Origin of the sequence: Escherichia sp. WS547 (assembly GCF_046486065.1) — a bacterium.
Taxonomy (GTDB): domain Bacteria; phylum Pseudomonadota; class Gammaproteobacteria; order Enterobacterales; family Enterobacteriaceae; genus Escherichia; species Escherichia coli.
Map to the genome: position 1 here is coordinate 24,155 of NZ_JBJQMA010000008.1, position 23,689 is coordinate 47,843.

At 46.7% G+C, this 23,689-nt stretch carries 21 protein-coding genes and 1 tRNA gene; 13 read left to right on the top strand and 9 right to left on the bottom strand.

Features of this window, described 5'->3' with window-relative positions; genetic code table 11:
* The 3 genes from pgaC to pgaA are packed head-to-tail and all read right to left on the bottom strand — an operon-like array spanning position 1 to position 5,769.
* Entirely contained in the window at positions 1 to 1,326 is a 1,326-nt protein-coding gene (pgaC, locus tag ACJHWK_RS09160; RefSeq protein ID WP_000610446.1) for a poly-beta-1,6-N-acetyl-D-glucosamine synthase, read from the bottom strand.
* Positions 1,319 to 3,337: a poly-beta-1,6-N-acetyl-D-glucosamine N-deacetylase PgaB gene (pgaB, locus tag ACJHWK_RS09165; RefSeq protein ID WP_001522835.1), complete on the bottom strand. Its 2,019-nt coding sequence runs from the start codon at positions 3,335 to 3,337 to the stop codon at positions 1,319 to 1,321. The genes pgaC and pgaB overlap by 8 nt, the downstream gene beginning before the upstream one ends.
* Positions 3,338 to 3,345: 8 nt before the next feature.
* Positions 3,346 to 5,769, bottom strand: a complete 2,424-nt coding sequence (gene pgaA / locus ACJHWK_RS09170; protein WP_001522836.1) for a poly-beta-1,6 N-acetyl-D-glucosamine export porin PgaA — start codon at positions 5,767 to 5,769, stop codon at positions 3,346 to 3,348.
* Positions 5,770 to 6,360: 591 nt separating this feature from the next.
* Here pgaA and ACJHWK_RS09175 point away from each other — a divergent pair.
* Positions 6,361 to 7,728, top strand: a complete 1,368-nt coding sequence (locus ACJHWK_RS09175) for a GGDEF domain-containing protein (protein WP_410234825.1) — start codon at positions 6,361 to 6,363, stop codon at positions 7,726 to 7,728.
* A 104-nt stretch (positions 7,729 to 7,832) separates the two neighbouring features.
* Here the strand turns inward: ACJHWK_RS09175 and ACJHWK_RS09180 are convergent.
* A tRNA-Ser gene (locus ACJHWK_RS09180) sits at positions 7,833 to 7,920 on the bottom strand.
* Positions 7,921 to 8,153: 233 nt separating this feature from the next.
* On the opposite strand from ACJHWK_RS09180, the gene ghrA reads away from it, so the two are divergent.
* The 4 genes from ghrA to ACJHWK_RS09200 all read left to right on the top strand — a co-directional run bounded on the left by ghrA (position 8,154) and on the right by ACJHWK_RS09200 (position 11,055).
* A complete protein-coding gene (gene ghrA / locus ACJHWK_RS09185) occupies positions 8,154 to 9,092 on the top strand; it encodes a glyoxylate/hydroxypyruvate reductase GhrA (RefSeq protein WP_001522839.1) in 939 nt (312 codons plus the stop codon).
* A 54-nt stretch (positions 9,093 to 9,146) separates the two neighbouring features.
* The gene (ycdX, locus tag ACJHWK_RS09190) at positions 9,147 to 9,884 is read left to right on the top strand and encodes a zinc-binding phosphatase (RefSeq protein ID WP_000283664.1); all 738 of its coding nucleotides are present in this window, start codon (positions 9,147 to 9,149) and stop codon (positions 9,882 to 9,884) included.
* Positions 9,885 to 9,907: 23 nt separating this feature from the next.
* On the top strand, positions 9,908 to 10,462 hold the full coding sequence (ycdY, locus tag ACJHWK_RS09195) for a molecular chaperone YcdY (RefSeq protein WP_001001921.1): 555 nt from the start codon (positions 9,908 to 9,910) through the stop codon (positions 10,460 to 10,462).
* 101 nt (positions 10,463 to 10,563) lie between these two features.
* Positions 10,564 to 11,055 carry a DUF1097 domain-containing protein gene (locus ACJHWK_RS09200; protein WP_001308552.1) on the top strand — a complete coding sequence of 164 codons (492 nt, stop codon included), beginning with the start codon at positions 10,564 to 10,566 and terminating at the stop codon, positions 11,053 to 11,055.
* A gap of 63 nt (positions 11,056 to 11,118) precedes the next feature.
* On the opposite strand, the gene csgG is transcribed toward ACJHWK_RS09200, so the two are convergent.
* From csgG to csgD, 4 genes are read right to left on the bottom strand one after another with little or no spacing between them, the layout of a single operon-like run.
* The gene (gene csgG / locus ACJHWK_RS09205; protein ID WP_001189321.1) at positions 11,119 to 11,952 is read right to left on the bottom strand and encodes a curli production assembly/transport protein CsgG; all 834 of its coding nucleotides are present in this window, start codon (positions 11,950 to 11,952) and stop codon (positions 11,119 to 11,121) included.
* 26 nt (positions 11,953 to 11,978) lie between these two features.
* Positions 11,979 to 12,395 (bottom strand): curli production assembly/transport protein CsgF, encoded by a 417-nt coding sequence (gene csgF, locus ACJHWK_RS09210; protein ID WP_001264096.1) that lies wholly within the window; start codon positions 12,393 to 12,395, stop codon positions 11,979 to 11,981.
* 24 nt (positions 12,396 to 12,419) lie between these two features.
* Positions 12,420 to 12,809 carry a curli production assembly/transport protein CsgE gene (csgE, locus tag ACJHWK_RS09215; protein WP_000833288.1) on the bottom strand — a complete coding sequence of 130 codons (390 nt, stop codon included), beginning with the start codon at positions 12,807 to 12,809 and terminating at the stop codon, positions 12,420 to 12,422.
* A 4-nt stretch (positions 12,810 to 12,813) separates the two neighbouring features.
* The gene (gene csgD, locus ACJHWK_RS09220) at positions 12,814 to 13,464 is read right to left on the bottom strand and encodes a biofilm master transcriptional regulator CsgD (protein WP_000481500.1); all 651 of its coding nucleotides are present in this window, start codon (positions 13,462 to 13,464) and stop codon (positions 12,814 to 12,816) included.
* Positions 13,465 to 14,217: 753 nt separating this feature from the next.
* On the opposite strand from csgD, the gene csgB reads away from it, so the two are divergent.
* The 6 genes from csgB to clsC all read left to right on the top strand — a co-directional run bounded on the left by csgB (position 14,218) and on the right by clsC (position 18,043).
* Positions 14,218 to 14,673: a curli minor subunit CsgB gene (gene csgB, locus ACJHWK_RS09225; protein ID WP_001360656.1), complete on the top strand. Its 456-nt coding sequence runs from the start codon at positions 14,218 to 14,220 to the stop codon at positions 14,671 to 14,673.
* A 40-nt stretch (positions 14,674 to 14,713) separates the two neighbouring features.
* The gene (csgA, locus tag ACJHWK_RS09230; RefSeq protein ID WP_000771435.1) at positions 14,714 to 15,169 is read left to right on the top strand and encodes a curli major subunit CsgA; all 456 of its coding nucleotides are present in this window, start codon (positions 14,714 to 14,716) and stop codon (positions 15,167 to 15,169) included.
* Between the two features lie 58 nt (positions 15,170 to 15,227).
* On the top strand, positions 15,228 to 15,560 hold the full coding sequence (gene csgC, locus ACJHWK_RS09235) for a curli assembly chaperone CsgC (RefSeq protein ID WP_000992818.1): 333 nt from the start codon (positions 15,228 to 15,230) through the stop codon (positions 15,558 to 15,560).
* 120 nt (positions 15,561 to 15,680) lie between these two features.
* A complete protein-coding gene (locus ACJHWK_RS09240) occupies positions 15,681 to 15,992 on the top strand; it encodes a type 1 fimbrial protein (protein WP_000489569.1) in 312 nt (103 codons plus the stop codon).
* Positions 15,993 to 16,086: 94 nt separating this feature from the next.
* A complete protein-coding gene (gene ymdB / locus ACJHWK_RS09245) occupies positions 16,087 to 16,620 on the top strand; it encodes an O-acetyl-ADP-ribose deacetylase (protein WP_000857405.1) in 534 nt (177 codons plus the stop codon).
* Positions 16,562 to 18,043, top strand: coding sequence for a cardiolipin synthase ClsC (gene clsC / locus ACJHWK_RS09250; RefSeq protein ID WP_001590029.1), 1,482 nt, complete (start codon positions 16,562 to 16,564; stop codon positions 18,041 to 18,043). Before ymdB ends, clsC begins: the two co-directional genes overlap by 59 nt.
* 7 nt (positions 18,044 to 18,050) lie before the next feature.
* On the opposite strand, the gene mdoC is transcribed toward clsC, so the two are convergent.
* A complete protein-coding gene (gene mdoC, locus ACJHWK_RS09255) occupies positions 18,051 to 19,208 on the bottom strand; it encodes a glucans biosynthesis protein MdoC (protein ID WP_001522842.1) in 1,158 nt (385 codons plus the stop codon).
* A 393-nt stretch (positions 19,209 to 19,601) separates the two neighbouring features.
* Between mdoC and mdoG the strand changes: the two genes are divergently transcribed.
* The gene (mdoG, locus tag ACJHWK_RS09260) at positions 19,602 to 21,137 is read left to right on the top strand and encodes a glucans biosynthesis protein MdoG (protein ID WP_001300662.1); all 1,536 of its coding nucleotides are present in this window, start codon (positions 19,602 to 19,604) and stop codon (positions 21,135 to 21,137) included.
* On the top strand, positions 21,130 to 23,673 hold the full coding sequence (gene mdoH / locus ACJHWK_RS09265) for a glucans biosynthesis glucosyltransferase MdoH (protein ID WP_001309403.1): 2,544 nt from the start codon (positions 21,130 to 21,132) through the stop codon (positions 23,671 to 23,673). Before mdoG ends, mdoH begins: the two co-directional genes overlap by 8 nt.
* The last annotated feature ends 16 nt before the right edge of the window (positions 23,674 to 23,689 follow it).

The following is a 23,689-nucleotide window of genomic DNA, read 5'->3' on the forward strand; positions in this document are numbered from 1 at the left end:
TTAACCTCTCAGAATCCCGCGATCGGGACTTACCCAACGGGCGCGTTGCTTTTTAGGCATCAACATGACTCGTGTAAATGATACCAATGTCGTTGCCAGACTCAGCATCCAGAAAATAACCGGGAACCAAATAATCCAGAAAAGCGATGAAGTCAGATTATGCTCATAGCGATTCTCGATCATCAGGCTGACAATAAATTGCAGTAAACATAACGTACACAATAATATTCCGGCAGTATGTGTCGCAGCGATATGTGTCAATTCAATATTTAACGGTACACCGGCAAGTTGGACTGCGTAAATAATGAAACCGACCAGGCAAGTGAAGGCCCATATTGTCGTCAGGCAGTATTCAAAAAACAGCGGCCACATTCGAAAGTTTTCTTTGCGCCACAACCTTGTCATATTTTTGAGGAATACTTCTGCACCGCCCTGAGCCCAGCGCAGGCGCTGTTTCCACAGCCCTTTTAACGTTTCAGGCATTAATATCCAGCACAGCGCCCGTGGCTCGTAAAAAATCGCCCACTGATTCAACTGCAGCTTCCAGCTAATATCAATATCTTCGGTGATCATATCGTCACTCCAGTAACCCACTTCTGCCAGGGCGCTGCGACGAAATGCGGCAATAACACCGGAAACGGTAAATACGTTTCCATAGATACGCTGGGTTCGCTTGATCAAACCAATAATTGAGGAATACTCGCCAACCTGAATTTTACCCACCAGGGTAGAACGTGTTCGAATACGAGGATTACCGGTTACGGCACCCACACGCGGGTTGTACAACATCGGTTCCACAATATATGCCGCCGCATCGCGGTCTAATAACGCATCGCCATCAATGCACACCAGATATTCACTTTTCGCCGCGGCAGCTCCGGTTTTAAGCGCAATGGCTTTCCCCTGGTTTTGCGCCAGATGAATGACCCGCAGGTGGGGAATTTGTGCAGCCATGCGATCCAGGATGGCACGGGTTTTGTCTGTTGAACCGTCATTTACGGCAATAACTTCAATGTTCTCATAACGCTGTGCTAAAGCGGCGTGTATGGTTTCCTCAACGTTTTTCTCCTCATTAAAACAGGGAATGATAATGGAGATAGACGGATTATCTTTCAACTGGGGAGCTGGTGCGTTTTCTCCCCACGGCCAGTGGCGTTCACGATAGACCCAGAAATAGACGCCGCCAACAATCCACATGATGGACATAAAAAACGGCCAGAAGAAAACGAACCTCATCATCAGTTCACCAGAGTGAAAGTACGCTACGCATAGGGGTATGCATAACACCAGACATAATATAAAAAACGATACGATGCGATTAATCATTTTTCGGATACCAGGCTGTTGAAAACTCAGGACGAATAACGTCTATTTCAGGTTGGTTATGCAGAAAATTGTCGGGATAATAACCATAGTTTTTCACTCCATTCAGTTGTAATAGGCTCATCCAGTGAGCGAGTTGTTGCGAAGAAATAGCCTGATGCTGACCATTTTTCTGCCAGTTTTGTGCCTGTAATTCTAAAATAGATTTGTCTTTAGCCTGAGGGATGTTTTTAATTTGATTGGTCAATTGTATTAACCATTGGTCAGCCGATTTTTCTGCGACACCTTCCATATAAGGCATAGCCATAATAGCGGTCCAGTCATAGCTTTTTAGGAAATCAGCATAATTCTGTGCAAACCAGGCTTCACTTTCAGGTTGTATTACCGGAAGTGCAAAAATATTTCGTGCAGTTTTAACATGTGGACCGCGAATGGCTTTTACGCGCGCACTAAGTTCTAAAGTGAAGTCAGTTAACGCACGACTTTTAAAGCGGGTCCACTGTTTAAATTGCTCCGGGTTTTGTCGAATTTCGCTCAGACTCCCGCTAAAGCCTGCTTGCTGATAAGCCGTGATAGCCGGTGCACTGGCATCTTCATAATCTGAAAGCAAAGCATCATCGTGGAACAATATGCCATCAAAAGCAGCATGTCCGGCAAGATCTTCATATAACATGCCAACTTGTGCTCTGACTCTGTCATCGAAAGGAGAGAGACGGCGATATTGTTCAGGATGAATTTGTGCTTTTTTCTCCCCAGTCGGTAAGTATTTTACTCGCGTTAATGTGGGATCTAAATCCCAGCTTAATACCGGCATCCACGCATAGATGTTTACACCTGAGCGGGTACGTAATTGCCAGGCAACCCGACTAAAAATATCTGCTTTCATTGGTAGCAAACGATTTGGAAACCAGACCTCTTTGACCAGCCCATCACCATCGGGATCAGCAAATGCCTGCAAATACACGGTTGATATTTGCATATCTTTCACCCGCTGAATTAGCACATCAATATTGCGATCCATTTGCTGGCGGTTTTCGTCATAAACGTAATCAAGATCGATATGCATTATCCGTTGTGGTGATTTTTCCTGTACGGTAATAATTTGCTGGGCAAACTCTTTTAATGAGGGATTATTGGCGATTAATACTCGCGGAATGGAATCCAATTGTGACGCATTTGCCAAACCTGATTCAAGGGTGAAGAACATGTCATAACCGAGTTTTTTTAATTCCTCTATCGCTATGCCATTCGCTTCGCCATAAGGCCAAACAAAAACGTGTGGATTTACCTTAGCCTTTGTACGCAGGTATTCCGTCATTTTTACAGCATCCAGACGAATTCTTTCCCGGTATTCTGCTGCGGTTTCATACCGTGCGTGGTCAGTAAAATATGCACGATTTACATATACAGGCAATAAGCTGCCGGTGGCATTAGCCTGAATACCGTAGTGAGAATTCCATGTATGAGAAGCGACCTCAACGAGCCGGGAACGCGCAACTTCTCGCACTTGTTGCCACGTGGCAAAATATTCTCGATCGACCATCTCATCGCCAAATTTTACTTGTTCATCCGCTGGCGTATCGACCCAACTGCCGACGGGGGCCCATACAGCAGGCCACTGGAAGGCCTGAAGAATTGGGAAGACGCGGGTATAAAAACTCTGGTAGCCGTCATCAAAAGTTAGCACTACTGCTTTTTCCGGTAGCGGCTTTCCTCCTTGATGTGCTTCACGAATTTGAGCAATACTGACCGGTTGATAACCGTTCTCGCGCAGCCAGGCAAATTGTTCACGCAGTGCTGATGTCCGCACTGACATAAAACGCTGGTCGGCAGCTTCGTCTTCAACGTTATGCCATGAAATCGCCACAAAACCATTATGCGGCCACGGTTGCTCGGCGAGTAAAGATTCGCGATCCTGTGGCGGTATAAATGATGTTCTTGACTGGCTAATGCACGCAGTGAGCATAATTATACTCACCAGCATCAGGAGATATTTATTTCCATTACGTAACATATTTATCCTTAAAATCTGAATGTCATATCGAATTCAACGTATAAGTTGTGTTCTCTGTCACCGTCATAAGGTCGTTTTTCCCAGCGTAGCGTTGCGCCAGCATCAATCACGTCATTCCAGCTAATGCGTTGCCCGTAGCCGAGTTGGGTGACGACATCCGTGCCATAATGTTTTTGCCAGGAGGCACCAACACCTGCGCTGAAGATTTGCTCCCAGCTATTTTCATAGCTACGCCATAACAAATGACTTGCCTCAAATGCCGGAACAATATCGAACGTTTTTATAGGGTTGTAGTATGGAGTGTCGTGTTCTGTATTTTGTTCGTAATACAGATTGGGTAGGAAATCGACAATCAAATATGGTGAAGACCAGATGCGTTCCTGACCCTCAAGTGAGACTTCATGACGCTGATTACTGTCAGAAAAATCAGTGAAAGCCCAGGAGACACCGTACTTACGCCGCTCATTTTGATACCAGCGAACATAAGCCTGTGCACTGTTGCCTGTAACACCATTTTTCATTGCCCGTAATGGAACGCGGTGAGAGAGGCGTTCCAGTTGCGAACCAATACGCCAGTTATCATTAAAATCATACCAGCCAGACAGGCGCGCGCCGGGTTTATGCTCATGATTGAAAAAGCGTTCGGTGTACTCCGCCTCAAGCCAGATATTACGTGACCGCCACTCAACACCCGCAAGCCAGTCGCGAATAATCCCTTTTCCTTCGCTAAATTGTCCATCGGCATAACCGAATCCAGCAAAACCGCGCCAGTTATCATTCAGCGGTGGTGAATAAACGATGGTGGTTAAGTCGACATCATGTTTGCCACTATCCGGACCTTCGGCATCAATTCCTGTTGAGCCAGCGATACGAAGCTCTGCAAGATTATGTACATCAACCGCACGTTTTAAACGTACAACGCCGGGATCTTGCGGTTCACGTTCGACAACATCGTGCGTTAAGACCGCTGCCTGCTGCCATTCTTGTAACGTTAATGCTGTCCAGGCTTGTTCAACCTCCAGATTAATATTACGTGGCTCGATCACTTCTGCTTTTTTTAATTCATTTTCTGCCGCACGAGGCCAACCGCGGGCTTGTAACACACTCGCGTAATCAATGCGCAGTCCCTGATTTCCTGGTGCGTTATAAGCAAGCTCTCTGGCTGTCATTTCAGCCTGAGGAAGATCATTACTATATTTTGCTACGGTTGAGAGAAACGAATGCCCCTGTAACCAGGTATCATTCGGGATGCTCGTAGGCGTGCCCATTAACCGAAGGAAAGGCGGCGAAGTATTAATGGTATGTTGGGTGACAGTTAGCGCGCCGGGATAATTTTCACTCTCCAGGTGGCTGTAAAAGAGATCCGCAAGTTCTTCATCGGATAAATCCGGGGCAATGGTCTCCTTGTGATAAAAGAGCTCTGTCATTATTGACTGTGCTTTTTTTGGCTGATGTTCTTTGAGATAAGCCGACGCAACCCAATATTGCGCCCAGGGCGGAATAATTTGCCCCGTCTTTTTTAAACGCTGATAGTGAGAAATAACGTCTTTATAACGATCGCGAGTTAATAACGCGCCAAGATGATCAACCTGAATACGCTGGTACTGGGCAGTGCGGTCAGGGTTATCATGCCACAGAATTTCTAATGCAGCGTATTGGGCGAGGGCCCGATCGGCAATGGCATAACGTTCACTTTCACTGCGCGTAGGCATAAATGACAGTCTGACCAGTTCGGCATGAATATCAGCGCGAATATCTGGCGTTAAATTGGCATCGTCAATCGCGGCAGCAAGTTGATTATTCCGTAATGCCTGCACGTATTCTGTGGGATATTGTTGCGTTAAGGCATTTTCAGGTAATGACCCTGTCATCGCCCGTAATTCATCCTCATGCCGCCCCGCCAGTTTATAGATATAGGCTTCTGCGAGTAAATTAGCTTTGTCCGGTGCTCCAGAGTTAAGCTGCTTAAGTTTAACCAGCGCAGAATCATAGTGACCCGCATCTGCCAGGGTTAAAATTTGTCCCCGTTGATAATCCTTATTTTGCGACTCCAGAGAGAGTGCCTTTTGCCACAGTGTAAGCGAGTTTTGCCATTGTTGCAGGTTACGATAAGCGACGGCGACAGCTGCATAACCACGCGCTGGTAATTGCTGATGACGGTAGCGGTTGTAAACGGTAATAACCTGTTTATCTTGCCCGGCCCATAAGGCAATCTGTAACCAGTCAGCAATTTGGTTATTACTGAGTGCTGATTTTTGTGCAAACCATAACAAAGCTGGCTGAGTATTTCCCTTGCGAGCTTCGATAATCAATGCATCATAGGCATTATTAGCAGCACTCTTCGCCGCGGGACTCGCTGCTAAAAATGCGGCAGTAAGAATTTTCAAAGCCCATTTGGTTTTCGGGCACCTTTTTCTGCTACTTGAATACATCCTGTATTACTCCATGTATTGCTAAAATCTCTCTCTGTATCTAATTACAGGTAACTGAAACGAAAGATATTTTTTTTTGCACATCATAATCCGTTATTAAACGCGGAAGAGAGACGTGAATTGTTGATGATGAGAAGAAGAAATGATGAGTAGAGTATCCATATAAAATCCTTTTCTCGCCCGAAAATCCATTCCAATGATGAGGAACTTCAGGAATACGGCATAAATCCCAATGCCTTTTTCAAAATAAATTAGGATTAAAATAATTAAATCAGTAAATTCCGATGCATGATATCGGATTTTTCGAAAGTCCTGATGAAATGCAGCGTTACTGTACTCACGGATTCAATTGTTATTCCTAATATATCTATGAATTAATGTTTTATAAGGATTTCCTTATAACCATTTATATGTATTTGCAAGCCTGTCTTGTCGCGAAGAATGTATAAAGCACTAAGGTAATAATAATTGCAGTCTGCAACTATCATCATCGGTATTGTTTGTGGGCGGAATTTCATATTGACAACAGTACGGTTCTTATATCTATTAATAATAGAAAGGGATCTACAACCTACAGATTGGTGTAGCTTTATGGAAAAAGACTATTTGAGAATTAGTAGTACTGTATTAGTGAGCTTATTGTTTGGGCTTGCTTTGGTTTTGGTGAATAGTTTGTTTAATCAGCCAGGCGTTGAGGAAGTTGTTCCACGATCAACCTATCTGATGGTAATGATTGCTTTATTTTTTATCGATACTGTTGCATTTATTTTTATGCAGTTGTATTTCATTTATGACCGTAGGCAATTTTCAAACTGTATACTTAGTTTGGCTTTTCTGAGTTGTTTGATTTACTTTGTTAAAACCGTCATTATCATTCAGCAAATTATTGAGGGGCGTTTGACAAGCAGTGTTGTTCAAAATGACATTGCAATCTATTATTTGTTTCGTCAGATGAGTTTGTGCATATTAATATTTCTGGCATTGGTGAATAAAGTTAGTGAAAACACAAAACAGCGCAATTTATTTTCCAAAAAAATGACTTTGTGCATAAGTTTGTTTTTTGTTGTTGGGGGGCCGATAGTTGCTCACATACTTTCTAGTCATTATGAGAGCTACAATTTACACATTGCCGAGTTAACCAATGAAAATGATCAGGTGGTTTGGAAAACATCATATGTTACCATAATGATTTTCATGTGGTTAACCTTGCTTTCAGTTAATCTATACTTTAATGGTTTACGCTGTGATATCTGGAATGGAGTGACGGTGATTGCTTTTTGTGCCGTACTGTACAATGTCTCTCTTTTATTTATGAGCAGGTATAGCGTGTCCATTTGGTATATTAGTCGCACTATTGAAGTAGTCAGTAAGTTAACCGTTATGGTAATATTTATGTGCCATATATTCAGTGCGCTACGAGTAACAAAGGACATTGCACATCGCGATTCCTTAACCAATATATTTAACAGAAATTATTTTTTTAATGAACTGACAGTTCAATCAGCATCGGCCAAAAAAACGCCTTATTGCGTCATGATTATGGATATCGACCACTTCAAAAAAGTCAACGACACCTGGGGGCATCCGGTTGGCGATCAGGTGATAAAAACAGTGGTGAGTATCATTGGGAAAAGCATACGGCCAGATGACCTTTTTGCGCGCGTCGGCGGCGAAGAGTTTGGCGTCTTGCTGACGGACATCGATACTGAACGTGCGAAAGCTTTAGCGGAAAGGATTCGGGAAAATGTTGAGCGTTTAACTGGTGATAATCCTGAATACGCCATACCACAAAAAGTGACGATTAGTATTGGCGCTGTTGTGACTCAGGAAAATGCGTTAAACCCGAATGAGATCTATCGACTGGCTGATAACGCACTATACGAGGCGAAAGAGACCGGGCGTAATAAGGTGGTAGTAAAAGAGGCAGAAATTCTTATCAACCGCAAGGATGATGAATGAGTCTGTCGCTAGTTGTCGGCCTCCGCCTGGGGCTTCTCATCCCCCCGGTCTATGCAATATACGAAAAAAAAGCTCGTACTTTCGTACGAGCTCTTCTTTAAATATGGCGGTGAGGGGGGGATTCGAACCCCCGATACGTTGCCGTATACACACTTTCCAGGCGTGCTCCTTCAGCCACTCGGACACCTCACCAAATTGTCGTTCCTGTCTTGCTGGAACGGGCGCTAATTTAGGGAAATCATGACCTGAGGTCAACAAACTTTTTTAAAAAATCGCTCGATTATTCAAACTTCAATCAATATGCAGTTTTAATAAGCGAAATTTGCTTTTTTTGCCACCGACCACGGATTTGTTATGCTGGTGGTCTTTGTAGATCATAACGATAAGTGCGAATAAATTTCGCACAACGCTTTTCGGGAGTCAGTATGGATATCATCTTTTATCACCCAACGTTCGATACCCAATGGTGGATTGAGGCACTGCGCAAAGCTATTCCTCAGGCAAGAGTCAGAGCATGGAAAAGCGGAGATAATGACTCTGCTGATTATGCTTTAGTCTGGCATCCTCCTGTTGAAATGCTGGCAGGGCGCGATCTTAAAGCGGTGTTCGCACTCGGGGCCGGTGTTGATTCTATTTTGAGCAAGCTACAGGCACACCCTGAAATGCTGAACCCTTCTGTTCCACTTTTTCGCCTGGAAGATACCGGTATGGGCGAGCAAATGCAGGAATATGCTGTCAGTCAGGTGCTGCATTGGTTTCGACGTTTTGACGATTATCGCATCCAGCAAAATAGTTCGCATTGGCAACCGCTGCCTGAATATTATCGGGAAGATTTTACCATTGGCATTTTGGGCGCAGGCGTACTGGGCAGTAAAGTTGCTCAGAGTCTGCAAACCTGGCGCTTTCCGCTGCGTTGCTGGAGTCGAACCCGTAAATCGTGGCCTGGCGTGCAAAGCTTTGCTGGACGGGAAGAACTGTCTGCATTTCTGAGCCAATGTCGGGTATTGATTAATTTGTTACCGAATACCCCTGAAACCGTCGGCATTATTAATCAACAATTACTCGAAAAATTACCGGATGGCGCGTATCTCCTCAACCTGGCGCGTGGTGTTCATGTTGTGGAAGATGACCTGCTCGCGGCGCTGGATAGCGGGAAAGTTAAAGGCGCAATGCTGGATGTTTTTAATCGTGAACCCTTACCGCCTGAAAGTCCGCTCTGGCAACATCCACGCGTGACGATAACACCACATGTCGCCGCGATTACCCGTCCCGCTGAAGCTGTGGAGTACATTTCTCGCACTATTGCCCAGCTCGAAAAAGGGGAGAGGGTCTGCGGGCAAGTCGACCGCGCACGCGGCTACTAATAAAGCATCAGGATTCCTGCTATCCTTGGCGGGAATTGAATACAGGAGAGAGTTATGTATCCCGTCGACCTTCATATGCATACCGTTGCCAGCACACATGCATATAGCACATTGAGTGATTACATTGCCCAGGCCAAACAAAAGGGCATTAAACTTTTTGCGATCACCGATCATGGCCCGGATATGGAAGATGCGCCACATCACTGGCACTTCATTAACATGCGTATCTGGCCGCGAGTGGTTGATGGGGTAGGGATCCTGCGCGGCATCGAAGCTAACATTAAAAATGTTGATGGTGAAATTGATTGCAGCGGCAAAATGTTTGATTCGCTGGATCTGATTATTGCCGGTTTTCATGAGCCGGTTTTTGCGCCACATGATAAAGCGACCAATACACAAGCGATGATCGCCACTATCGCCAGCGGCAATGTGCATATAATAAGCCATCCCGGAAATCCGAAATATGAAATAGATGTTAAAGCCGTTGCTGAAGCAGCTGCGAAACATCAGGTGGCGCTGGAAATCAATAATTCCTCATTTTTACACTCACGTAAGGGCAGTGAAGACAACTGTCGTGCGGTAGCTGCAGCGGTACGTGACGCTGGAGGTTGGGTGGCATTAGGCTCGGATTCTCACACCGCGTTTACCATGGGGGAATTTGAAGAGTGTCTTAAAATCCTCGACGCGGTAGATTTTCCGCCAGAGCGCATTTTGAATGTTTCTCCGCGCCGCTTACTGAACTTCCTTGAATCTCGCGGTATGGCACCGATTGCGGAATTTGCAGACCTTTAATTACTAGTAATGGAAATATATTAATGAACGAGTTTTCTATCCTCTGTCGTGTGCTGGGTTCGCTCTATTACCGCCAACCGCAAGATCCTTTACTGGTACCGCTGTTTACCCTGATTCGTGAGGGGAAACTGGCTGCGAACTGGCCACTGGAGCAGGATGAGTTACTGACGCGTTTACAGAAAAGCTGTGATATGACGCAAGTCTCTGCCGATTACAATGCGTTGTTTATCGGCGATGAATGTGCTGTGCCGCCATATCGTAGCGCATGGGTTGAGGGCGCGACGGAAGCGGAAGTGCGCGCTTTTCTTTCCGAACGAGGGATGCCATTAGCGGATACGCCAGCCGATCACATCGGTACATTGCTGCTCGCGGCTTCCTGGCTGGAAGATCAGTCAACGGAAGATGAGAGCGAAGCACTGGAAACACTGTTCAGTGAGTATCTGTTACCCTGGTGTGGTGCGTTCCTCGGCAAAGTGGAGGCTCATGCAACCACGCCTTTCTGGCGCACCATGGCACCGCTAACCCGCGATGCCATTAGTGCAATGTGGGACGAGCTGGAAGAAGATTCTGAAGAGTAAATGTGATCTGCATCACTCATAACTGCAACAGATAATTTGCCGTTGCATAAAATGTGTGCTCGATCTCATTCATGGCCGCGTTTTCTGCTATCATGCGCGGCATGAACATACTTCTCTCTATTGCAATCACAACAGGCATTCTCTCCGGTATCTGGGGATGGGTGGCTGTTTCCCTGGGCTTACTAAGCTGGGCGGGCTTCCTGGGCTGTACGGCCTACTTTGCCTGCCCGCAAGGTGGGCTGAAAGGGCTGGCGATCTCCGCTGCAACCCTGCTTAGTGGCGTGGTGTGGGCGATGGTCATTATTTACGGTAGTGCACTGGCACCACATCTGGAAATTCTCGGTTATGTCATAACCGGTATTGTCGCGTTTCTGATGTGTATTCAGGCCAAACAGCTGCTGCTTTCATTTGTTCCGGGAACGTTTATAGGCGCATGCGCGACGTTTGCCGGGCAGGGTGACTGGAAACTGGTGTTACCTTCGCTGGCGCTCGGGTTGATATTTGGTTACGCAATGAAAAACAGCGGCTTGTGGCTGGCGGCGCGTAGTACGAAGACCGCTCACCGTGAGCAGCAAATCAAAAATAAAGCGTGAGGGGCACTCACGCTTTCGCTTAAACAGTAAAATGCCGGATGATAATTCCGGCATTTTTATCTATCAGGATTCCGGTGGAACCGACATATGGCGGTATTTCACCAGAATGTCATTCTGCCGTTCTGCTTTGTTCTGCAAATCCCAAAGACCGCGGTCGATACCATCATTAATCAGGAAAATGACGCCTGTTTCGATAGCCGACATCAGGCACAGCATAACGGGTTCGTTCGAGGTGTAACCCACTTCCCCTTCCAGCAAGCGCTGGTAGTCAATAAAGCGGAAGACCCCCGCCTGAACTTCATAGGAAAGTATCGTCTTACTGGTGTTCACCGAGGAGAGGATCTCACCGGTACTCACATTGACGACACGCAGGTTCACGGCAATCTGATCAAGCTGGTATTGCGTGTCGGCACCGATCCCAAAATATCTTGCCCCAACACCGCCCGATTTAACGTTGCTTTCATAACCGATAATCGAACCTTCAACCATGATATTTGCCGCCGTTAAAGATTGCAGCGGGATTCGGTTATTAATGGCAACCGTGCCGTTTTCTTGTGCCGCACGAATAATCTTGCGCTCGTTAAGCAGGTTTTGTAAGCCCTGGCGCTCCAGCGGTATAAACCAGCGAGAATCTTTCAATGCCGTGACCAGCATTGCCGTGGCGCTTTGCGGAACAGCAGTGGAGAAGTTACTTGCCGGGTAAGGTTTAAATTGCCCGGTTTCGTCCTGAATGTTGTATACCGAAACAAAGATCTTACCCGTCGGCGCTGGCAGATGGGTCAAATCTTTGTAGCTCTGAGCACGAGGCATTAATGTCGGTCTGGCGGCTTCTTTAGGCGGGGCGGTTAAGCATCCGCTCAGTAACATGACGGCAACCAAAAGAAATAAGCGCTGCATGATTATTTTCCTTATGAAGCTGGGGCTTAAAAATCGGTTGAGTTATTTTGTAAACCCGAAACCTGGATGGTCGAGGTTTGTCCGGTTTTACGATCTGTCACGTTCAACTGCAATTGACCATCGCGGTTAGCAATATCAACAATATAATCGTTGGTCACCATGCGGCCCGGTTTACCGGTATTAATATTCGACAGTAGCCCACCTAAAATTTGTGACTGGATGGCCTGAGTAAAGTTATCTAACGCTGAGGGTGTTTCAATACCATAGTCATCGTTATAGCTCGGATCTTTATACGAGTTTTGTGCCTGGGCGCTATTTAATAAAAAAGCGCCATTATTTGGGTTACCACCAAAGTTTGGATTACGGAACTGAAAAGTCATTGTTCCAGCCCAACTTAATGGCGAAATAAGCATGAGTAGAACTACTGCATGTTTGACACGCATTGCAGCCTCCGAACAATTTTTTATTTAGAATTCATCATGCGCCAAATCGCCCGTACTTAATAACGCCTGATTTATCTGGCGACGATTTAGTGCTTCTTCAGTTTGAATCAGTGCAAAGACAACAGTTTTTTCGAAGTCTCTTTTCAACGGGAATAAAAAAGTCTGGAAAATAACGTCCTGATTGACCGTTATAGTGATCCAGCTTCCCCATCGTGCACTGGGCCTTTCATTAATCGTTAAGTTACCCGTATAGTCACTTTCCCATTTATCACTAAAGGCTCGGTAAAAATCATGGCCAATAGATGAAACAGTATGGTCAGTTAACAATCCCGGGACTTCTACCTCAACGGCGTGAAGATTCCCTGCGGCGAACAGAAATTCTGCCGCCACAATCCAGCGTAAATAACGTTTCATGGCTTTATCGCCTGAGGTTATCGTTTGCCCAGGAAACCGCTTGTGTCCGGTTTTTTACGGCTATCTTCTTGAAAAGATTATAAAGATGCGTTTTAACCGTATTTTCGCTGATGAACAACGAACGAGCGATCTCGTTATTAGACGCGCCGATACGCAGCTTATTCAGGATCTCTTTTTCCCGATGAGTAAGGAGGGCTGATTCCGTGCTGTTATAACGATAGTTACCTGAATGCGTAATCAGGTAACTGGCAAGCTTTTGCGTAAAGTAGCATTCGCCGCGCAGGACGCCTTGCAACCCATTGACAACACGTTCTTGATCCTCCATGGCATAAAAAACGCCGTTGATATGAGGCCAGTTTTCAATGTCGCGGTACGGGTAATCTTCAGGCGTATTTAGCAACAATATTTTGATATTGTTGTTTTTCCTGCTCAAAGTATCCTGCCAATAATGGATAAGCTTTTTATCCGCTTCCATCATATCCAGAAGAATAATAGAGCCTGAAGATATATCGTCCAGAGAACGTTGAATATTATGTAATTTTCCTGTAATTGCCAGCGATTGTTTAAGGTGCTGCAAGAGAGCTGTCGCCTGCAAAGAAGGTTTAGTGATCAACAATAATGTATGACCATGAATACTATGGACTTCATTAAACATGATGAAACCCCGCTTTTTTTATTGATCGCACACCTGACAGCTGCCTCTAAAATAGAAGCACCAGAAGTACTGACAGATGTTGCACTGCTGTGTGTAGTAATAGATCAGCCCTAAATGGGTAAAATATAAAACTAATGGATTACATCTGATTTCAATCTAGCCATTACAAATCTTAAATCAAGTGTTAAACATGTAACTAAATGTAACTCGTTATATTGAAATGTTAATCTTAAGGTTTTATTAAGTTTAGAAATGATAGAAAAGTTGTACATTTGGTTTTTATTGCACAATTTTAAAAAATCATACAAATGGTGCTAACTTACTAATAATGCATATAAAAAATATTTCGGTGTAGTCCTTTCGTCATGTAAAACGTTCTTGTTTTTTCTTCACACCTCCGTGGACAATTTTTTACTGCAAAAAGACGAGGTTTGTCACGGCTTGTGCGCAAGACATATCGCAGCAATCAGCGACGGGTAAGAAGAATGGCTGTCTGGTGATTTTTGATTGCGGAAAACGGAGATTTAAAAGAAAACAAAATATTTTTTGCGTAGATAACAGCGTATTTACGTGGGTTTTAATACTTTGGTATGAACAAAAAAAGAAAAATACAACGCGCGGGTGAGTTATTAAAAATATTTCCGCAGACATACTTTCCATCGTAACGCAGCGTTAACAAAATACAGGTTGCGTTAACAACCAAGTTGAAATGATTTAATTTCTTAAATGTACGACCAGGTCCAGGGTGACAACATGAAAAACAAATTGTTATTTATGATGTTAACAATACTGGGTGCGCCTGGGATTGCAGCCGCAGCAGGTTATGATTTAGCTAATTCAGAATATAACTTCGCGGTAAATGAATTGAGTAAGTCTTCATTTAATCAGGCAGCCATAATTGGTCAAGCTGGGACTAATAATAGTGCTCAGTTACGGCAGGGAGGCTCAAAACTTTTGGCGGTTGTTGCGCAAGAAGGTAGTAGCAACCGGGCAAAGATTGACCAGACAGGAGATTATAACCTTGCATATATTGATCAGGCGGGCAATGCCAACGATGCCAGTATTTCGCAAGGTGCTTATGGTAATACTGCGATGATTATCCAGAAAGGTTCTGGTAATAAAGCAAATATTACACAGTATGGTACTCAAAAAACGGCAATTGTAGTGCAGAGACAGTCGCAAATGGCTATTCGCGTGACACAACGTTAATTTCCATTCGACTTTTAAATCAATCCGATGGGGGTTTTACATGAAACTTTTAAAAGTAGCAGCAATTGCAGCAATCGTATTCTCTGGTAGCGCTCTGGCAGGTGTTGTTCCTCAGTACGGCGGCGGCGGTAACCACGGTGGTGGCGGTAATAATAGCGGCCCAAATTCAGAGCTGAACATTTACCAGTACGGTGGCGGTAACTCTGCTCTTGCTCTGCAAGCTGACGCCCGTAACTCTGATCTGACCATTACCCAGCACGGCGGCGGTAACGGCGCAGATGTTGGCCAAGGTTCTGATGACAGCTCAATCGATCTGACTCAGCGTGGTTTCGGCAACAGCGCTACTCTTGATCAGTGGAATGGTAAAGATTCTACTATGACTGTTAAACAGTTCGGTGGCGGTAACGGTGCTGCTGTTGACCAGACTGCATCTAACTCCAGCGTTAACGTCACTCAGGTTGGCTTTGGTAACAACGCGACCGCTCATCAGTACTAATACATCCTCTGTATTAAAGAAACAGGGCGCAAGCCCTGTTTTTTTTCGGGAGAAGAATATGAATGCGTTATTACTCCTTGCGGCACTTTCCAGTCAGATAACCTTTAATACGACCCAGCAAGGGGATATGTACACCATTATTCCTGAAGTCACTCTTACTCAATCTTGTCTGTGCAGAGTACAAATATTGTCCCTGCGCGAAGGCAGTTCAGGGCAAAGTCAGACGAAGCAAGAAAAGACCCTCTCATTGCCTGCTAATCAACCCATTGCTTTGACGAAGTTGAGTTTAAATATTTCCCCGGACGATCGGGTGAAAATAGTTGTTACTGTTTCTGATGGACAGTCACTTCATTTATCACAACAATGGCCGCCCTCTTCAGAAAAGTCTTAATTTGTTGAAATATCGAGCATAAGATGAATCTGGAGAGAATGGTCTGCTGCGGATCAGCCAACCTGAAAGTATGGATAACACAACCCTCAAGGATGACTAATCATTGAGGAAATAGAATAAATGTTCAGACCTTTTTTAGACTCTCTAATGCTCGGCAGTATGTTTTTTCCTTTTATTGCCATCGCAGGAAGCACCGCGCAAGGGGGCGTGATCCACTTTTATGGCCAAATTGTGGAACCGGCATGTGACGTCAGCACCCAGTCAACACCCGTAGAAATGAACTGCCCGCAGAATGGCTCTGTTCCGGGCAGAACCTATTCCAGCAAAGCGTTAATGACCGGCAATGTCAAAAACGCGCAAATAGCCTCAGTAAAAGTGCAGTATCTTGATAAACAGAAAAAGCTGGCTGTAATGAACATCGAATATAACTAAGTTTCTGAACAACTCACGTTGCTGAGCAGAAAAATGCGATTTAACCAAAAAGCCTGCTGTACACTTAAGAAACAAGAAGGTGTAAGGAGGCGTTATGAAAACGCGTATTCATGTTGTGCAGGGTGATATTACCAAACTGGCCGTTGATGTGATTGTGAATGCGGCTAATCCGTCATTAATGGGAGGCGGCGGCGTCGATGGGGCCATTCATCGCGCAGCGGGTCCGGCCCTGCTGGATGCCTGTTTAAAAGTCAGGCAGCAGCAGGGCGATTGCCCTACGGGGCATGCCGTTATTACGCTTGCAGGCGATCTTCCCGCGAAAGCCGTAGTGCACACCGTCGGGCCAGTCTGGCGTGGTGGTGAACAAAACGAAGACCAGCTTTTGCAGGATGCCTATCTCAATAGCCTACGACTGGTGGCGGCAAACAGCTATACGTCAGTGGCTTTTCCTGCAATTAGTACTGGGGTTTATGGTTACCCTCGTGCGGCAGCGGCTGAAATCGCAGTAAAAACCGTTTCAGAATTTATTACCCGTCACGCTTTACCCGAACAGGTATACTTTGTCTGTTATGATGAAGAAAACGCCCACCTCTACGAAAGACTCCTTACTCAACAAGGAGATGAATGATTTGCCCCGGCTGGCGAGCGCGGTGCTGCCACTGTGTTCGCAACATCCCGGTCAGTGTGGCCTTTTTCCTCTGGAGAAAAGTCTGGATGCGTTTGCCGCCCGGTATCGTCTGGCCGAAATGGCAGAGCATACGCTGGATGTTCAGTATTACATCTGGCAGGACGATATGTCGGGTCGGTTACTGTTTTCCGCCCTGTTAGCCGCAGCAAAGCGTGGCGTTCGCGTCCGTTTGTTGCTGGACGACAACAATACACCCGGACTTGACGACATTTTACGCTTGCTTGACAGTCATCCCCGCATTGAAGTCCGGCTTTTTAATCCTTTCTCGTTTCGCTTGCTACGTCCGCTTGGTTATATCACCGACTTTTCCCGTCTCAATCGCCGTATGCACAATAAAAGTTTCACTGTTGATGGCGTGGTTACCCTGGTGGGAGGACGAAATATTGGTGATGCCTATTTTGGGGCAGGGGAAGAGCCACTTTTTTCGGATTTAGATGTCATGGCAATAGGACCAGTTGTAGAGGACGTTGCCGATGATTTCGCCCGCTACTGGTATTGCAAATCGGTTTCACCCTTACAGCAGGTGCTGGATGTCCCGGAAGGTGAAATGGCGGATCGCATCGAGTTACCAGCATCCTGGCACAACGATGCCATGACGCATCGTTATTTACGCAAAATGGAATCCAGCCCGTTTATAAATCATCTGGTTGATGGAACGTTGCCGCTTATCTGGGCGAAAACACGTTTATTAAGTGATGATCCGGCGAAAGGGGAGGGCAAGGCAAAACGGCATTCACTGTTACCGCAGCGCCTGTTCGATATCATGGGCTCACCCAGTGAACGCATCGATATTATCTCTTCCTATTTTGTACCGACACGCGCAGGTGTGGCGCAACTCTTACGGATGGTGAGAAAAGGGGTAAAGATTGCGATCCTAACCAATTCTCTTGCCGCTAACGATGTTGCTGTCGTCCATGCCGGATACGCGCGCTGGCGCAAAAAATTGCTCCGCTACGGCGTGGAATTATATGAACTCAAGCCGACGCGTGAACAAAGTAGTACGTTACACGATCGCGGCATAACCGGTAATTCCGGTGCCAGCCTGCATGCTAAAACCTTTAGCATCGATGGTAAAACGGTGTTTATCGGCTCTTTCAATTTCGATCCGCGTTCGACATTGCTCAATACTGAAATGGGGTTCGTGATAGAGAGCGAAACGCTGGCACAGTTAATTGATAAACGCTTTATTCAGAGCCAGTATGATGCGGCCTGGCAGCTCCGTCTGGACAGGTGGGGACGGATCAACTGGGTTGATCGTCATGCAAAGAAAGAAATTGTTCTCAAAAAAGAACCCGCCACCAGTTTCTGGAAGCGGGTTATGGTCAGACTGGCATCGATATTGCCCGTGGAATGGTTATTATAAACGCGGCTTAACGGGTTGGTGCTTTATCGTTCTCACGCTTAACAACCGGTTTACCAGAGAACAAAAACTTCAGTAACGGGATGCGTAAATGAATTTCATACAGAATTATCGCAATCCCTACTACGAATATCAGGCCACAGAGAAAACCAAGCCAGTTGGAGGTGATGTGCGGTGTAATGTACGCGCCGAAAAACAGAGTTAACGGGTGGTGAACCAGATAGATAAACAGCGATGCATTAACAAAGTAAGTCACCCGCGCTGACTGGAAGTTAAGCAAACGGTGGCCGAAGGAGAAGACCACATTCACCATCCACAGACCGAGGACCATGGTGATCACCGACTCGGTTTCGTACATCCAGGCATCGCCACTGCCATAGCGCTGGTTGAGTAAGTAAGCGACAAATGCCAATGCTGCTGCAAGGGTACAGCCACGAGACGGCGTGGTAAACAAGGTTTTAAGATGAGGGAAAATGAAAGCCAGTGCGCCGAGGATAAAGAACGGCAAATAAAATAGCGTTTGCATGACAATAAAATTGAACATGCCGTTACTCAGAATGGGCGGATACACAATAAAAATCGTTCTTCTTATTACCGCATAGCCGATGCCGAGGCACAAAAAAATCACCGATAGTTTTACCATCGAGAATTTTTTATTCGTTTTATCAGAATTTTCTAAATTATTTCTGATGCGTTTAAATATCCATACGCACAGCGTCGTCATGACTACTAACACCAGTAAAAACCACAGGTGTGATATTAATTCCCAGGCCAACGTATTATATTTGTCATACAATGACAGGCCAGGCCAACTTTCCGCTTTCCCTTTGACGTATTGCAGCATAATAAATTGCGGTAATGTCAGTAGGGGGATGGCTGTTAACATCGGGATACCTACACGTTCGACACGTACTTTCCACCATTTTTTCAAGGGATAGCGTAAAAAAAGCATGTAGGAAAAGTACCCGGATATAACGAAAAATACCTGCATGCGGAACGAGTGGATGAAGTCATTAAAAAGGGTCAGCCACAATGACGGTTCGGCGCTATTCACATGCCATGTATGGCTCGAATAGATTAAAGAAATATGAAAAGGGATCCCTAACAACATCAGCCAGGCGCGGATGGAGTCGAGGAAATATTCACGTTGCGCGGGTACTGGATTCATATATGGTTAACTAATCTCGGATTTTTCGTCTTATCCCTGTCGGGTTATGCCTTTAGGCTTGTTGCCATAGCGACACCGACCTGACCGCGCCAGGCGCAGGCTTCAAGGTTTTTATGCATAGCATCATCGCTACCACTAACCAGAATGGAAGCGTCTGTAAGACGGTTGATAAATAAATTTGCTGGCAAACCCTACACGAAGTCGATGCTTCTGTCTTTAGGAGAAGCACGGAAAGTGAAAACGGTTGCAATCAGGTGCTTAATCCATGAGCCAGCGTGCTGAACGATACCGGGATTCTGTTGTCGGAATGGCTGGTTATCCATTAAAATAGATCGGATCGATATAAGCACACAAAGGGGGAAGTGCTTACTAATTATGAAACATAAATTACAAATGATGAAAATGCGTTGGTTGAGTGCTGCAGTAATGTTAACCCTGTATACATCTTCAAGCTGGGCTTTCAGTATTGATGATGTCGCAAAGCAAGCTCAATCCTTAGCCGGGAAAGGCTATGAGGCGCCCAAAAGCAACTTGCCCTCCGTTTTCCGCGACATGAAATACGCGGACTATCAGCAGATCCAGTTTAATCATGACAAAGCGTACTGGAACAATCTGAAGACCCCATTCAAACTCGAGTTCTACCATCAGGGTATGTACTTCGATACCCCGGTCAAAATAAATGAAGTGACTGCCACCGCAGTCAAACGAATCAAATACAGCCCGGATTATTTCACTTTCGGCGATGTTCAGCATGACAAAGACACGGTAAAAGACCTTGGTTTTGCCGGTTTTAAAGTGCTTTACCCGATCAACAGCAAAGATAAAAACGATGAAATCGTCAGCATGCTCGGGGCCAGCTATTTCCGCGTGATTGGTGCAGGTCAGGTTTATGGCCTTTCTGCACGCGGCCTGGCAATTGATACCGCCTTGCCATCGGGTGAAGAATTTCCACGCTTCAAAGAGTTCTGGATCGAGCGTCCAAAACCGACTGATAAACGTTTAACCATTTATGCATTGCTTGACTCGCCGCGCGCGACAGGTGCTTACAAATTCGTAGTTATGCCAGGGCGTGACACGGTTGTGGATGTGCAGTCGAAAATCTATCTGCGCGATAAAGTCGGCAAACTGGGGGTTGCACCGTTAACCAGTATGTTCCTGTTTGGGCCGAACCAACCTTCGCCTGCAAATAACTATCGTCCGGAGTTGCACGACTCTAACGGTCTCTCTATCCATGCTGGTAATGGCGAATGGATCTGGCGTCCGTTGAATAACCCGAAACATTTAGCGGTCAGCAGCTTCTCAATGGAAAACCCGCAAGGCTTCGGTCTGTTGCAGCGCGGTCGTGATTTCTCCCGCTTTGAAGATCTCGATGATCGTTACGATCTTCGTCCAAGCGCATGGGTGACTCCGAAAGGGGAGTGGGGCAAAGGCAGCGTTGAGCTGGTGGAAATTCCAACCAACGATGAAACCAACGATAACATCGTCGCTTACTGGACGCCGGATCAGCTGCCGGAGCCGGGTAAAGAGATGAACTTTAAATACACCATCACCTTCAGCCGTGATGAAGACAAACTGCATGCGCCAGATAACGCATGGGTGCAACAAACGCGTCGTTCAACGGGGGATGTGAAGCAGTCGAACCTGATTCGCCAACCTGACGGTACTATCGCCTTTGTGGTCGATTTTACCGGCGCAGAGATGAAAAAACTGCCAGAGGATACCCCGGTCACAGCGCAAACCAGCATTGGTGATAATGGTGAGATAGTTGAAAGCACGGTGCGCTATAACCCGGTTACCAAAGGCTGGCGTCTGGTGATGCGTGTGAAAGTGAAAGATGCCAAGAAAACCACTGAAATGCGTGCTGCGCTGGTGAATGCCGATCAGACGTTGAGTGAAACCTGGAGCTACCAGTTACCTGCCAATGAATAAGACAACTGAGTACATTGACGCAATGCCCATCGCCGCAAGCGAGAAAGCGGCATTGCCGAAGACTGATATCCGCGCCGTTCATCAGGCGCTGGATGCCGACCACCGTACCTGGGCGCGGGAGGATGACTCCCCGCAAGGCTCGGTAAAGGCGCGTCTGGAACAAGCCTGGCCAGATTCACTTGCTGATGGACAGTTAATTAAAGACGACGAAGGACGCGATCAGCTTAAGGCTATGCCAGAAGCAAAACGCTCCTCGATGTTTCCCGACCCGTGGCGTACCAACCCGGTAGGCCGTTTCTGGGATCGTCTGCGTGGACGCGATGTCACGCCGCGCTATCTGGCTCGTTTGACCAAAGAAGAGCAGGAAAGCGAGCAAAAGTGGCGTACCGTCGGTACCATCCGCCGTTACATTTTGTTAATCCTTACGCTCGCGCAAACTGTTGTCGCGACCTGGTATATGAAGACCATTCTTCCTTATCAGGGGTGGGCGCTGATTAATCCTATGGATATGGTTGGTCAGGATGTGTGGGTTTCCTTTATGCAGCTTCTGCCTTATATGCTGCAAACCGGTATCCTGATCCTCTTTGCGGTGCTGTTCTGTTGGGTGTCCGCCGGATTCTGGACGGCGTTGATGGGCTTCCTGCAACTGCTTATTGGTCGCGATAAATACAGTATATCTGCGTCAACAGTTGGCGATGAACCATTAAACCCGGAGCATCGCACGGCGTTGATCATGCCTATCTGTAACGAAGACGTGAACCGTGTTTTTGCTGGCTTGCGTGCAACGTGGGAATCAGTAAAAGCCACCGGGAATGCCAAACACTTTGATGTCTACATTCTGAGTGACAGTTATAACCCGGATATCTGCGTCGCAGAGCAAAAAGCCTGGATGGAGCTTATCGCTGAAGTCGGTGGCGAAGGTCAGATTTTCTATCGCCGCCGCCGTCGCCGCGTGAAGCGTAAAAGCGGTAATATCGATGACTTCTGCCGTCGCTGGGGCAGCCAGTACAGCTACATGGTGGTGCTGGATGCTGACTCGGTAATGACCGGTGATTGTTTATGCGGCCTGGTGCGTTTGATGGAAGCCAACCCGAACGCCGGGATCATTCAGTCGTCGCCGAAAGCGTCCGGTATGGATACGCTGTATGCACGCTGTCAGCAGTTCGCGACTCGCGTGTATGGGCCACTGTTTACAGCCGGTTTGCACTTCTGGCAACTTGGCGAGTCGCACTACTGGGGACATAACGCGATTATCCGCGTGAAACCGTTTATCGAGCACTGCGCACTGGCTCCGCTGCCGGGCGAAGGTTCCTTTGCCGGTTCAATCCTGTCACATGACTTCGTGGAAGCTGCGTTGATGCGCCGTGCAGGTTGGGGAGTCTGGATTGCTTACGATCTCCCGGGTTCTTATGAAGAATTACCGCCTAACTTGCTTGATGAGCTAAAACGTGACCGCCGCTGGTGCCACGGTAACCTGATGAACTTCCGTCTGTTCCTGGTGAAGGGTATGCACCCGGTTCACCGTGCGGTATTTCTGACGGGCGTGATGTCTTATCTCTCCGCTCCGCTGTGGTTTATGTTCCTCGCGCTCTCTACTGCATTGCAGGTAGTGCATGCGTTGACCGAACCGCAATACTTCCTGCAACCACGGCAGTTGTTCCCGGTGTGGCCGCAGTGGCGTCCTGAGCTGGCGATTGCACTTTTTGCTTCGACCATGGTGCTGTTGTTCCTGCCAAAGCTATTGAGCATTTTGCTTATTTGGTGCAAAGGAACGAAAGAATATGGCGGCTTCTGGCGCGTTACATTATCGTTGCTGCTGGAAGTGCTGTTTTCCGTGCTGCTGGCTCCGGTACGCATGCTGTTCCATACGGTCTTCGTCGTCAGCGCGTTCCTTGGCTGGGAAGTGGTGTGGAATTCACCGCAGCGTGATGATGACTCCACTTCCTGGGGTGAAGCGTTCAAACGCCACGGCTCACAGCTGCTGTTAGGGTTAGTGTGGGCTGTTGGGATGGCGTGGCTGGATCTGCGTTTCCTGTTCTGGCTGGCTCCGATTGTCTTCTCGTTGATCCTGTCACCGTTTGTTTCGGTGATTTCCAGCCGTGCCACCGTTGGTCTGCGCACCAAACGCTGGAAACTGTTCCTGATCCCGGAAGAGTATTCACCGCCGCAGGTGCTGGTTGATACCGATCGGTTCCTTGAGATGAACCGTCAACGCTCCCTTGACGATGGCTTTATGCACGCAGTGTTTAACCCGTCATTTAACGCTCTGGCAACCGCAATGGCGACCGCGCGTCACCGGGCCAGTAAGGTGCTGGAAATCGCCCGTGACCGCCACGTTGAACAGGCGCTGAACGAGACGCCAGAGAAGCTGAATCGCGATCGTCGCCTGGTGCTGCTAAGCGATCCGGTGACGATGGCCCGTCTGCATTTCCGCGTCTGGAATTCCCCTGAGAGATATTCTTCATGGGTGAGTTATTACGAAGGGATAAAGCTCAATCCACTGGCATTGCGTAAACCGGATGCGGCTTCGCAATAAAAACGTAGTTGCCTGA